Here is a 14099-nt window from a genome sequence, read left to right as displayed (position 1 = left end):
TCGCGTTATATTGCATTATTTAATGATTAAATAAAACTCTTTGCTAGACATAATTAATCTCATATGTATACTTGGATATGTATTTATACTCTTTCATAATAGGAGGTAAAAATGAAACATAATAATCAGTCCAAATCGATAAAAGCATTAAACACGATAGAAAAGTTAGGGAACAAGCTCCCTCACCCTGTAACCATATTCATCTTATTTACCTTAATTGTTATTGCCTTATCACATATTTTATATCTCATGGGAGTGGCCGTTTCATTCGAAGGTGTCAATAATGAAACAATGGAAAGAGAGACACTTTCGGTAGAGGCAGTTAGCTTACTAACTCCAGATGGTATTGCACATATGTTTTCCAGTGTTGTTAGTAATTTCACCTCATTCGTAGCACTAGGACCAGTACTTGTCGCAATGCTTGGTGTTGGGGTTGCTGAAAAAAGTGGATATATTAGTGCTTTAATGACAAATACTGTCTCTAAAGCTCCAAAACGTTTTGTTACACCGATTGTTGTATTAATGGGTGTACTTTCTAATGTAGCAGCATCTGTAGGATATGTTGTACTTGTACCATTAGGAGCGATCATATTTTTAGGTTTTAACCGCCACCCCCTAGCAGGGCTTTCTGCAGCTTTTGCCGGTGTAGCTGGTGGGTACTCTGCCAATTTAATAATAGGTACAAACGATCCTTTGCTAGCTGGTATTTCTACTGAGGCAGCGAGAATTTTAGATGCAAATTATGTTGTTAACCCAACAGATAATTGGTTTTTCATGCTGGCATCTACATTCATAATTGTAATTTTAGGTACGCTTATTACAGATAAACTTGTTGAACCTAAATTAGGAAAATATACTTCTAATGAAGATACCAATAACAATAAAACCACGGTAACTCAGGTAGAGAAAAAAGGACTAATCTGGGCAAATATATCAATATTAATAATGATAATTGCAATCGCTTTTCTTGTCATTCCAGAAAATGGACCTTTAAGAGGAGAGAATGGAAGTATTATTACTTCTCCATTTATGAGTAGTATTATTTTTCTAATGATGTTAATCTTTTTAATTCCTGGTATTGTTTATGGAATTGTTACGAAAACTATTCGGAATGACAAAGATATAGCAAACCTAATGACCTCTTCTTTAGAGACGATGGCTGGATTTATCGTATTGATATTTTTCGCAGCACAATTCGTTGCATTTTTTAATTATACAAACTTAGGTACTATTATTGCCGTAAACGGAGCAAACCTACTTGAAGCAATCCAATTAAATGGCGTATTCTTACTTCTTGCATTAATTTTGTTTACTGCCATTATTAATTTATTTATTGCAGCAGATTCTGCAAAATGGGCAATTATGGCTCCAGTATTTATTCCAATGTTTATGCAAATGGGAATTTCTCCAGAAGTAACACAAGTAGCTTACCGAATTGGCGATTCTGCAACAAATATTATCGCTCCATTAATGCCATTTTTCCCACTTGTTGTAGCATTTGCTCAAAGATATGGAAAGCAAAATGGTATAGGAACTGTAATTTCTCTGATGCTCCCTCATTCAATAGCAATTTTAATCACATGGATGATATTCTTTGCTATCTGGTACCTTCTTGGCATACCTGTTGGACCAGGAACAAGCTTAAATTATTAAGAAAGGATGATAACTATGAAAGTAACTACTAAATGGACTGGCGGTAGAGCTTTTACTGCAAAGGGTGATTCAGGATATGAAATAAATATGGATGCAACAGAAGCCTATGGAGGCCTAGGTAAAGGCGCTACTCCTACCGAAATGCTTTTAAGTTCATTAGCAGGTTGTATCGGTATTGATGTAACGATGATATTGAGACCACACCTTGATAAAATAACAAAAATAGAAATACAAACTGACGGGGTCAGAAAGGAAGAAGCTCCGAAAGGATTTACAGATATTGTTGTTACTTTTATCATCGATGGTGATATTGATAGCAAAAAAGTATGGCGTGCAATTAATCTAGGAGAAGAGAAATATTGCTCTGTATCCGATTCGTTAAAAGCAAATATCTCTTTTGAATTAATTTTAAATGGAGAGAGCAAAAGCATATAAATAAAAAAAGCGCTTAGAGATTAAACTCAATCTAAGCGCTTTTTTCTATCTTATTTAATAATCACTACTCTATGCTTGTTCTAAATAAATTGAGATCTACAACGCCTTCACCATACCACCATCCACTAACAATGATTGTCCAGTTATATACGTATTAGCACCAGAACATAAGTATACAACCAAGTTAGCAAATTCTTCAGGCTTACCATAGCGTCCGATTGGAATAGATGCTTCTGCTTTCGATTTAACATCTTCATAATCTATACTCTGTTGATTAGCTACAAATTCATCTAAATGCTTCACACGATCAGTTCCAATTCTCCCAGGACCAATCGTGTTGATTAAGATGTTATCCTGCGCTAATTCCTGGGATAGGCTTTTCGACAGACCTGCAATTCCTGCTCTAAATGTATTAGAAAGTATCAGATTATCAATAGGTTGTTTAATAGAAGATGAAGCAATATTTACAATATGTCCACTTCCCTGCTTTCGCATATGAGGCAATACCTCTCTTATTAAACGAACGAAGCTTAGTAGATTTAATTCAAACGCAGCCTCCCAATCTTCATCACTTACGTCATCAAAATTTCCGGCAGGCGGACCTCCAGCGTTATTAACAAGAACATCTACAGTTCCATTTAATTCAATTACCTTTGACACTAATTCTTTCACAGACATTGGATTCGTAATATCACAAACTATATAGTTCACATTGTTATTCCCAGTTTCTAAACGAATTTCATCTTGTGCTTTCTCTAATTCTTGTTGATTACGACTCAAGATAATAACCTTTGCCCCTTCTGCAGCAAACTGCTTTGCAGACGCCTTTCCTAACCCTTTACTAGAAGCAGCAACAATTACTGATTTCCCATGCAGACCTAAATTCATTATGTTTTCCCCATTTCCCTTCTCTAAAAAGGAACTTCCATTCCATTTTAGAGACCCTTTTAAATTCATTATATCAATAGTTTCATTTTATCAAAAACATACTGAATTTTAAGTCTAATATCTATTATTAAATCACTTTAATTACTAAACTCCTCTACTACTATCTCCGTCGCTTTCTCTATTAATTTATCATCATACTCTGCATCTTCTTCACTACGACTAGACATAATAGCAATAACAATTGGCTCTTTGTTTCCTTCTGGCCAAATGATACCAATGTCATTTCTTGTTCCATATCCTCCTGCCCCAGTCTTGTCTCCAACAGTCCAACCTTCAGGGACACCGGCACGAATTAGCGCATCACCGGTGGTATTGTTGATAAGCATATTTGTGAGAAGTTCTTTTCTATCTGCATCTAACGTATCTTTTAATACATATTGTTGAAGAGTATTCGCCATTGCTTTTGGTGTACTCGTATCACGTATATCACCTGGAGTTGCTTCATTTAACTCGGTTTCATAACGCTCCATTTCAATTGTTTCATCTCCAATATCCCTTAATACGCTTTCCAAATCATCAGGACCACCTATGGCTTCCAAAAGTAGATTTCCAGCTGTATTATCGCTATAACGAATCGCTGCATCAGAAATTTCTACAAGGGTCATACCTTCATCCACATATTGCTCTGTAATGGGTGAATACGTAACTAAATCTTCTTCGGTGTATCTAATCACTTCTTGCAACTCTTCATCTGACTTCGTTTGCAAAACGGCCCCAGCAGCTAAAGGTTTAAACGTTGAAGTATACGCAAACCGATCATTTTCTCTAAAGCTAATTTCTTTATCTTCTCCTGTATCAATCGCATACACACCTAACTTCACATCAAATTCCTCTTCTAATTTTTTGAAAGCTTCACTTACATTATTTGAAGCTTCATCGTGTAATTCTGGCTCCTCTTCTTTACTTTCAGCTTCATTCGTACATGCCATTAATCCTGTTCCGACTAACATTAATAGTAATATAACGCTACTTCTTTTTAAAATACTCATCGTGTTTCCTCCTTGATAGTTTTAGATTACACTTGTAGTATTATATTACACTTGTAATCCAAAAAGGTCAATAATATTTCATAAACATTTGAATACCACCTATTAAAGTGCTACACTCTACATATTACAAGTGTAATAATAATCCGAACGGAGACGAAAAAATGTTTATGAACTTCCTTGTTATTGGGCTCATCGTTTCTACTATTACAATCGCAATTATTATGTTCACTAGAAAACTATTTTATAGACAGATGTCCGCTAAGTGGAGATATAACATATGGTTTTTACTACTCTTCGCACTAGCAATTCCTTTTCTGCCAAGTCATTTTTTACATGCAATTCAATTTTCAATTCCTTTTGAGAGTAATCTATCTACCTCGATAGATAGAGCTAATTTAGGTAACAATGTAGTACCTTCTGCTATACACTCAAATTGGATGCAAGATTTCACCGTATCCGTAAATCAATCTAACCCTGATTTCTTAAATATCTCACTAATGCTAATATGGATATGCGGAACTTTAGTTTTTACTATTTTTGCTATTCAAGCATGGCTTAAACTAAGAAAAATAAAAATGTCAGTTGATAAAATAGAGGATAAAGGTGTAACTTCAACATTTGAAATTTGTAAACAACAACTAAACATCTCAAGAGATATTACATTAGGAACGTCTTCATTTGTTCAATCGCCCATAACATTTGGTATCATTCATACGTATGTCGTCTTGCCGATTCACATAGAGAAACGAATGACAAACGAAGATCTACAACATATCTTCTTACACGAATTACATCATTATAAATATAAAGATATTCATACAAACTATTTGATGATGTTTTACCAAATTGTTTATTGGTTTAATCCGATGGTATGGATAGCTCTAAATAAGATGCGCTTAGATCGCGAAATCGCTTGTGATTTCTCTGTTTTACATATCCTCGACGGCAATGAACAAAACACAAAATATGGAAGAACCATGATTAATTTTATTGATTATGCATCAAAAAGACGTTCTAACCATTTAACTAATGAATTCAATGGTTCAAAGAAACAGTTAAAACAACGAATCAAAGAAATTGTAGCCTATCAAAAAGAATCGAAACTTTTGAAGCTAAAGAGTCTGACTATCTTTCTAGTAGTAGGATTGTTGATTACTAGTCTTATTCCATTCGTTTCTGTATTAGCAAACGACAGTAATCAATATGAAAATTTCACAGCCAACAACGTAAAGTATGAAGATCTAAGTTCATATTTTAACCAAAGTGATGGAAGCTTTGTGTTATATAATGTACAGGAGGATGAACATTTAATTTACAATCAAAACAAGAGTACAATGCGTGTCTCTCCAGTATCTACCTATAAAATCTATAGTGCACTAATCGCATTAGAGGAAGGTATGATCACAAGTGAAGATAATACAATTGAATGGAATGGTGTAGAGCAGAACTATGAACAATGGAATCAAAATCAAACACTCTCATCTGCGTTAGCCTATTCTGTTAATTGGTATTTCCAAACACTTGATAAGGCAACCGGACTAAATACCATAAAACGTTATTTAACATACATGAATTACGGTAATGAAGATATATCTGGTGGCATCGAAGACCACTGGCTCGAGTCTTCATTAAAAATATCTCCTGTAGAGCAAGTAGAGTTACTCCAATCCTTTTATAATAATGATTTTGATTTTCAAGAAAAACATATTCAAACCGTGAAAAATGCACTAAAAATGGAGGAAAAGAATGGTGCAACGTTGTATGGAAAAACTGGTACTGGGAATATAAACGGAAAAGATATCAATGGATGGTTTATCGGTATTGTAGAAAACAATAATAACACCTACTTTTTTGCTACAAACTTGCAGGACATAACAAATGCAACTGGTAGCAGAGCAACAGAGATTACATTATCGATCCTTAGAGATAAGCAGATATACTATTAATAAATTGAAGGAGAATTTGTATGAGTAAAGATGTCCCCAATATTTCAGAGGCGGAATGGGAAGTAATGAATGTCTTATGGGATTCATCGCCAAAAACAGCGAATGAAGTAATCTATTCCTTACAAGAGAAAACCGAATGGAAAGCAAAAACAGTTCGAACTTTATTAGATCGCCTTGTAAAGAAAAATGTACTTCGAGTCAATAAAGACCAACGAATCTATACGTTTTATCCACTTTATTCTCAAGACGAATGTCAAAAAGCAGAAGCAAAATCATTTATCCAACGTATTTATGGAGGAACCGTCAAATCTATGCTTGTTCAATTTATGGAAGATGATAATCTATCAGAGGATGAAATTAAAGAACTAAGAGAAATTTTAGATGATAAACCGGATACAAGGAAATAAAATACTTCCACTAAAGTGTTCAAATCTATTTCACCATAAAAGAGCTGAGATTCTATTGAACCTCAGCTCTTAGTAGTTTCAATCTATAACTCCACGACATTCTCACTCTTACTATGTTCTTGCATATACGTTAATGTCGCTGTTCCTAATACTTTTGCTGCATTAAGTAATCCTCTTTCATCAATATCAAATTTAGGATGATGATGTGGAAAGGACTCTTCCCTTCCTTTTATCTCAGCACCGGTAAAGAAAAATGTTCCCTTCACATGTTGAAGATAATAGGAAAAGTCTTCGCCACCCATGACTTGAGGTGATTCTTGAACTACTTCTACCCCAGGGATATCTTTTGCTAGTTCTGCAACAAATAATGTTTCCGTTTCATGATTGTCAAGGGTTGGATACCCTCTACGATAATGTAGAACACCTTTTGCCCCAGATAACTCACAGGTTGCAGAAACCACTCTTTCCATTTCTGCTTCAATCAATTCTCGAACACTTTCATCAAACGTTCGAACTGTTCCCTTTAATTCCGCAGTATCAGCAATCACATTATTCGCATTAATCGCTTCAAACGAACCAACTGAAACAACAGCTGAATGTAGGGGATCGACTTTTCTACTGACAATCTGTTGAAGATTATTTACTAACTGACTGCCAACAACAATACTATCCTTTGTTTGATGAGGATAGGCACCATGCCCGCCTTTCCCTTGAATATCAATTTCAAAGAAATCCGCCGCAGCTTGTAGTGGACCGACTCGATAATTTACTTCTCCTAATGGAGTCTGTGCTTGAATATGCGTACCAAAGATAACATCCACCCCATCTAAGCAACCATCTTCAATCATGGATTTTGCTCCACCTGGTATAACTTCTTCTGCATGCTGATGGATAAAAACAACCGTACCTTCTATTTCTTCTTTCATCCCATTCAATGCTTTTGCAAGCCCTAAAAGTGTAGCTGTATGTGCATCATGCCCACATGCATGCATAACACCATCATTTTTAGATTGAAAAGGTAATCCAGTTTCTTCTTTAATTGGTAATGCATCAAAGTCTGCTCGCATCGCAACTGTCGGACCTGGCTTACCTCCTTCTAAATAAGCAACAACTCCATTTCCACCAACACTGGTACGAACTCGGTGTCCTAACTTCTCATGATATTCTGCAATATACTTTGGTGTATGCACTTCTTGGAATGAAAGCTCTGGGTGTTGATGCAGATATCGCCGCATTTGTACGATTTCTTCATATAGGGAATCCAATGATTGGTACAGGTTGTTCATATTTTTCGACCTCTTTCTATTTTTATAATTTTTAATATCTGATAATTAATATTATTTAAATATTAGAAGTGTCTAGTTAATTTGTCAATGATAGAATTGGTTTAAGTTTTCATTAACGGGGCCTAAAAAAACCTCACTGCAAAAATACAGCAAGGTTTTTCAATACTCTCATAGTGTAAATCAATCTTTCGTACCCGGAAAGTCGAACGTTAATTCATCTGAATCTTCTACGTCAAACCATCGTTCCGATATCGTCTTTGTTTTCGTAAAAAATCTTGCATTATCTGGTCCAAACATCTGTCCCTCACCATATCTAGAGGATTTCCATCCTCCAAAATTATAGTAACCTACTGGTATTGGTATGGGAACATTAACACCGACCATGCCTACTTCGATTTCGTGAGTAAACTTTCGTGAGTCCCTACCACTATTGGTAAAAATAGCTACCCCATTTCCATACTGGTGTTCATTGATTAATTCTATTGCTTCATCTAGCGTTTCTACATTCACTAGCATCCTTGCAGGACCAAAAACTTCTTCTCTATATACTTTCATATCTGGTGTTACTTGATCTAGAAGTGTTGCTCCCAGATAAAATCCTTCTGTATTCTCTACATCCGGATTTCTCCCATCAACAAGTAAATTTGCTCCTTCTGCGAGAGCCGTGTCAATGTCGTGCAGAATGCTTTCTTTTGCTTCTTTACTAATAACAGCTCCAAAATCAGCATTCTCATCATCAAATGAACCTGCTTGTAAGTTCTCTACTTTTACTTTCAGTTTCTGCGTGAATGCTTCTGCTGTCTTTTTCCCTACTGGCATGACAACAGAAATCGCCATACAACGTTGTGATGCTGATCCATATGCAGCTCCGATAAAAGAATCCACAGCTTTATCTAAATCTGCATCTGGCATAACAACCATATGATTTTTTCCACCGCCAAATGCATTTACTCGCTTATGATGTTTTGTCCCTGTTTCATAGATGATTTCAGCTACTTTGGATGAACCAACAAAGCTGATTGCCTTTATATCTTTGTGTGTAATTATCTCTTGAACCGTGTCCTTATCTCCATTAACTACGTTCCATATTCCTGCTGGTAATCCAGCCTGTTCCCAAAGATCAGAGATATACAGTGCAGAATAAGGAACCTTTTCAGAAGGTTTTAAAATCATCGCATTCCCTACGGCAACAGCCATCGTACTCATCGCAAGCGGAACCATCACCGGAAAATTAAATGGAGAAATACAAGTAACCACTCCAAGCGGTTGTTTAATTGAATACGCATTGATTTCCCCACCTACATTGACAGAGTGTTCTCCTTTCAATATATGCGGTGCTCCAATAGCAAGATCAACTGACTCAATCCCTCTCCCTATTTCTCCCTTCGCATCGGAGATCGTCTTTCCATTTTCCAGTCCTATTAATCTCGCTAATTCGTCCGTATGTTCTACAAGTAAATGTCTAAAACGATGTAATACTTCTACTCGTTTTCCTATCGATACTTTTGCCCACTTTTTGGCAGCTTGCTTTGCAGATTGAACCGTTTCATCCACTTCTTCTTTTGTAGCATACGGTACTTCTGCAATCTTTTTTCCTGTGGATGGACTATACACATAGCCTACTTGATCACTCTTACCTTTTACTTTTTGTCCATTAATATAATGATTGATTGTATCTAATGTTATAGATTCCATTCATATTACCTCCTATATCTAATACCAATTCTTATGATTGATTCTCTGAAAATACTTTTTGCAATACAGCAATCATAAACTCTATATCTTCTTCGGTACTTGAAAGCGGTGGACTCAATGTCAAAATGTTATTATAACCCGCCACTGTATCTCCATTTTTGCCGATAATCAACCCATTATCCTTACAATCAGCAATAATCTTTCCTACTCTTTCTTTTGATGCCGGTTCCTTTGTTGATTTATCCTCAACCAGTTCGATTCCTACGATGAGGCCAATCCCTCGCAAATCTCCTACAAATGGATGTTGTTTCAATCCATCTAATCCTTGTAAAAGTTTTTCTCCTGATTCCGCCGAGCGATCATATAAATTTTCTCGATTCATGATTTCAATGTTTTTCAAAGCGAGCGCACAAGCGGCGGGATTACCTCCAAATGTATTTACATGTCGGAAATGACTTGTATCATCTCCATCTTTAAACGTTTCATAAATATCTTTCCGAACAGCAGTGATAGATAACGGTAGATAAGCACTTGTTAGCCCTTTGGCCATCGTTACGATGTCTGGTTTAATACCGAAGTGCTGATGACCAAACTTTTTTCCTGTTCTTCCAAATCCACAGATAACCTCATCTATGATAAGAAGCACTCCATGTCGATGGCAAATTTCCTGAACTTTTTCCACATAAATGGGATGCGGAATAAGCACTCCTCCGCCAGTAATGACGGGTTCCATAATCACACCAGCAATTGTTTCTTTTTGTTCCCAGATAATTGTATTCTCCAGTTCTTCTGCTCGTTGAAGGTTATAATCTTCTTCAGAGATTCCATCTGGTTTACGGTAATTATCAGGCGGAGATACATGTAAAAAGCCTTGAATAAGTGGTTCATATTTATATTTTCTCATCGACTGCCCTGTTGCAGATAATGCTCCCATGGAACTCCCGTGATACGCACGATAACGAGAAATAAATTTATAACGATCTGCTTCTCCATTTTGTCGGTGATATTGTCGAGCCATTTTAAATGCTACTTCATTCGCATCGGAGCCACTATTTGAATAAAAAATCATATAATCATCATCTAGCATCTCATTTACTTTCTCGGCTAATTCAATGGCCGGTTCATGACTCATTGTCATTGGCGCATACGCTAATTTTTTTATTTGTTCGTATGCCGCTTGTGCTAATTCTTCACGTCCATACCCGACATTTACACACCATAATCCTGACATACCGTCTAAATAACGGTTCCCTTGATCATCGGTAATCCAAGAACCTTTTCCTTCTTCTATAACCATCGGAGGATTCTTCACGTTATAGGGAGAAATATGATGCCAAATGGAATTCCTATCTCTAGATGTAAGATCGGATACACTTGATACTTTCTCAGTAGATTTCAATATAACTCATTCCTTTCTTTATATTTCAGATTGGCTTAAGCAGAAAAAGAATAAAAAATTTGATAAAAACAATTCTTACTATAAAAAAGACAGATCTCTTCACTTTACAAAACGTTAAATTTAAAAACTTTTCGATTTGACATATTATTTTGTATATTACATAATTAATTCTATTACGATTTAATTCTGTATTCACTTTACAATGTGTCACATCTTCTAATAAAAACATTAACGATTTGAAAGGTGGCCTTTTATATGGAAAAGTGGAAAGTAAGAATTTGCGATATACTGAAAAGAGATATGTTTAAACACGCAAAGCCAATTGCTGGAATCAACGGATTGGATCAAGAAATCAAATGGACCCACATATTAGAGGTTGGTGATGTCGAAACACTGATTAACGGCGAAGAGCTTATTCTAACCACCGGATCAGGCACCAACTTTGACTCTCCAGATGGAATTGGTTTTATTGAAAAACTACGTAGTAAAAATGTTTCTGGAATCTGTATAGAACTTGGAACCCATGTCCAAAGTATCCATCCTGATATAATCACATATGGAAATAACTACGATTTTCCCATCATCGTCTTTGAACAGATTGTAAAATTTGTCGATATTACCCAAGACCTTCATACCTTAATCATTAATCAACATCATCAAATGCTGCACCAACTAAATTCTTTTTCACAAAAAATAAATGAGCTTTCTTTATTACCAAATGGAATTCTAAAAATATTACGTGAATTATACCTTCAACTAAATCATCCTGTCGTACTAATTACAGATGAAATCAAATCACACTACTATCCTCCTACGATGAAAGACGATGTTCCGATCCTTCAATCTTTCGAAAAAACGCTAAGTGTAGATCATTCTTTTGAGACACATGTCCATGACAATCATTATTATTTTCTCTTCCCAATTAAAGGACTAGGTCATACGTGGGGATACTTATGGTTAAAAAGCTCCTCCATTGATATAGATGAATTCGCCCTTTCTTTGATAGATAGAGTTTTGCTAGCGATTGCCCAAATTATGCTCCGAAATAGAACCGTGGAAGAACGTAAACAAAATCAAGAAGAAGAAATTGTACGCTCCCTTTTAAAAGGAGATCATCTTTATTCATCGGACACCCAAAAATTTCTACCAGAACCAGCTCAAAATCTCAATTACCGATTGGTACTTATCCACTTTCAACAACCAAACCTCACAAAAGAGGAAGATTGGGAAGAAGTAAAGTTACAACAAACGATGATTATCCGCTCTCTTTTTAAAAGGGCTGGATTTATCCCTACAATGTCTATAAGTAGAAATGAAATTGCAGTGATTGCTTCCTTTTATAAACATAAAGAAGCAAACAAAGATACAGAGCGTTTCACAAACATCATTGAAGAAATGAAACAGATTCAAGAGAAAAATGTATTTAATGGTAACTCATGTACCTTTGGGATTAGTAATATCAAACATGATTATGTTCACTTGCCAACTAGCTATCGTGAATCTAAAACAGTTACTATTATTCAATCCATCAAGCTTCTCCAAACGTACTTTTTTGAAAAGATAGGCGTTTATCGCATTTTATTGGACAACCCGCAACAACATTTTTTAGAAGCATATATTCAAGAGTATTTAGGACCTATTTTAGATCATGATCAAGAGACAAAGAGTGAATTACTAGAGACTGTTTCTACGTACATTAATTGTTTAGGATCTAAAAAAGAGACCGCTGAACAACTATTTATCGTCAGACAGACGTTATATCATCGTCTAGATAAAATAGAGCAACTATTAGGTGAAGATTTTATGGAACCAATTAATCGGCAGGCCATTGAATTAGCATTGGCAGCATATAAATTCTTAAAGAAATCCGTTCATCATAAAGCTTTAAATAATAGCTTATTTGTTTAGATCAATTGCATCCTCATTTATAATGCATATCTGAATGGTGCAGGTTTTGAATTTGATTGTACACGGAATACTTTTAAATTAATCTTCAATCAGTGAGGGGCAATTCGCATAACCTCACTGATTGATAGATGCATGGACATATTATAAATTAGCAACTTACTGTCTCTAATATCCTAATCAACCTATGAACCAACTAATTCCAACACCGTTTGCAGGACCACATTAACCCCTCTTTCGCAATCTTCCCAGGAAGTTAACTCGTCTTCTGCATGACTTTTTCCATTCACACTTGGAACAAAAACCATCGCAGCTGGAAGATAAGTAGCAATAAACTGTGCATCGTGTCCTGCACCACTTGGCATGCGTTTATAAGAGTAATTTAGTGACTTACAGGATTTCTCTACGGATTCAACCAATTGATCATTGAACCACACCGTATCACGATCCCAAAGTTTGGTTGGCTTAACTTCACAGACTTCCTTGGATTCTGAATGAGATAACCCTTTTATAATATCCTCTACTTCTTTAATAACTGACGCTTCTTTATGACGTGCTTCTATGCTAAAAACAACTTTATTTGGAATAACCGTATGAATATTAGGGCTAACATTGACTCGACCTATCGTGTAGACCAACTCCGAATCCAATTTACTCATTTTATCTCGGATCTCATTAATTAGACTGTTAGTTGCGAATAGGGCGTCTTTCCGCATAGACATCGGTGTTGTACCCGCATGATCCGAATCACCTGTTACTTCAATTTCATAACAGCACATCCCTACAACACATTCTACGACCCCAATATCTAGAGATTCATTTTCCAATACAGGTCCTTGTTCAATATGGAGTTCAATAAGTCCAGTAGCCTCAACCAATCGATTTTCTTTTGCACCTTCAAATCCACTATCCTTTAATGCTTCTCCAAAGGTCAAACCATGTTCATCTGTGGATTGGAGCATTTTTCCTTTATCAAATTTCCCTGATATAACGCCCGATGCCATCATAGATGGTTCAAATCGAGCACCTTCTTCATTGGTGAAATTGGCAACAACAATTGGAATCTTCGGCTTTATATCATTATCAATCAATGTTTGTACGACCTCAAGACCGGTTAATACCCCGAGAACTCCATCAAACCGGCCTCCTTTTTTTACAGAATCAAGATGGGATCCAATAACGAGAGGTGGCTTATCATTCTCGATACCATCCAATCTGGCATACATATTTCCCATATCATCCCATTTCACTGTCAATCCTAACCCCTCGCAAAAACGTTTGAAGTGTTTTCTCACCCTTATATCTACCTCAGATAGAGCTAATCGTGTAACACCGTTATTCTCCGTTCTACCGTAATCTGCAAACTCGTCTACGATTTGTTTTAACCGTTCGCCATTTATCAGCATTTGTTGTTTTTCCATTTTTTTCACCCTTTT

The 14099-nt window shown here is 35.9% G+C and carries 11 protein-coding genes; 5 read left to right on the top strand and 6 right to left on the bottom strand.

What is annotated here, in order from left to right; all coding sequences use genetic code 11:
* Positions 1-111 precede the first annotated feature (111 nt).
* Together ABC346_RS08040 and ABC346_RS08035 are read left to right on the top strand one after the other, a co-directional pair.
* Positions 112-1653, top strand: coding sequence for an AbgT family transporter (locus tag ABC346_RS08040; protein WP_413234362.1), 1542 nt, complete (start codon positions 112-114; stop codon positions 1651-1653).
* 15 nt (positions 1654-1668) lie between these two features.
* Positions 1669-2088 carry an OsmC family protein gene (locus ABC346_RS08035; RefSeq protein WP_413234361.1) on the top strand — a complete coding sequence of 140 codons (420 nt, stop codon included), beginning with the start codon at positions 1669-1671 and terminating at the stop codon, positions 2086-2088.
* 96 nt (positions 2089-2184) lie between these two features.
* Here the strand turns inward: ABC346_RS08035 and ABC346_RS08030 are convergent, their stop codons facing one another.
* Together ABC346_RS08030 and bla are read right to left on the bottom strand one after the other, a co-directional pair.
* Positions 2185-2976, bottom strand: coding sequence for an SDR family oxidoreductase (locus ABC346_RS08030; RefSeq protein ID WP_413234360.1), 792 nt, complete (start codon positions 2974-2976; stop codon positions 2185-2187).
* Between the two features lie 137 nt (positions 2977-3113).
* Positions 3114-4025, bottom strand: coding sequence for a class A beta-lactamase (bla, locus tag ABC346_RS08025; protein WP_413234359.1), 912 nt, complete (start codon positions 4023-4025; stop codon positions 3114-3116).
* A 161-nt stretch (positions 4026-4186) separates the two neighbouring features.
* Here bla and ABC346_RS08020 point away from each other — a divergent pair, with 161 nt between their 5' ends.
* Together ABC346_RS08020 and blaI are read left to right on the top strand one after the other, a co-directional pair.
* A complete protein-coding gene (locus tag ABC346_RS08020) occupies positions 4187-5971 on the top strand; it encodes a BlaR1 family beta-lactam sensor/signal transducer (RefSeq protein WP_413234358.1) in 1785 nt (594 codons plus the stop codon).
* Between the two features lie 20 nt (positions 5972-5991).
* On the top strand, positions 5992-6378 hold the full coding sequence (blaI, locus tag ABC346_RS08015; RefSeq protein WP_413234357.1) for a penicillinase repressor BlaI: 387 nt from the start codon (positions 5992-5994) through the stop codon (positions 6376-6378).
* Between the two features lie 83 nt (positions 6379-6461).
* Here the strand turns inward: blaI and ABC346_RS08010 are convergent, their stop codons facing one another.
* The 3 genes from ABC346_RS08010 to ABC346_RS08000 form a co-directional block, all read right to left on the bottom strand.
* A complete protein-coding gene (locus tag ABC346_RS08010) occupies positions 6462-7664 on the bottom strand; it encodes a M20 family metallopeptidase (protein WP_413234356.1) in 1203 nt (400 codons plus the stop codon).
* Between the two features lie 180 nt (positions 7665-7844).
* On the bottom strand, positions 7845-9359 hold the full coding sequence (locus ABC346_RS08005) for a CoA-acylating methylmalonate-semialdehyde dehydrogenase (protein WP_413234355.1): 1515 nt from the start codon (positions 9357-9359) through the stop codon (positions 7845-7847).
* A 31-nt stretch (positions 9360-9390) separates the two neighbouring features.
* The gene (locus tag ABC346_RS08000; RefSeq protein WP_413234354.1) at positions 9391-10758 is read right to left on the bottom strand and encodes an aspartate aminotransferase family protein; all 1368 of its coding nucleotides are present in this window, start codon (positions 10756-10758) and stop codon (positions 9391-9393) included.
* A gap of 255 nt (positions 10759-11013) precedes the next feature.
* Between ABC346_RS08000 and ABC346_RS07995 the strand changes: the two genes are divergently transcribed.
* Entirely contained in the window at positions 11014-12666 is a 1653-nt protein-coding gene (locus ABC346_RS07995; RefSeq protein ID WP_413234353.1) for a PucR family transcriptional regulator, read from the top strand.
* Between the two features lie 182 nt (positions 12667-12848).
* On the opposite strand, the gene ABC346_RS07990 is transcribed toward ABC346_RS07995, so the two are convergent.
* Positions 12849-14084: a Zn-dependent hydrolase gene (locus ABC346_RS07990; RefSeq protein ID WP_413234352.1), complete on the bottom strand. Its 1236-nt coding sequence runs from the start codon at positions 14082-14084 to the stop codon at positions 12849-12851.
* Positions 14085-14099 lie beyond the last annotated feature (15 nt).

It is taken from the genome of Oceanobacillus phoenicis (assembly GCF_047238145.1).
Classification (GTDB): Bacteria; Bacillota; Bacilli; order Bacillales; family Amphibacillaceae; genus Oceanobacillus.
Note: the sequence above shows the minus strand (reverse complement) of the source record. Positions and strands in the feature narration are given on the sequence as shown.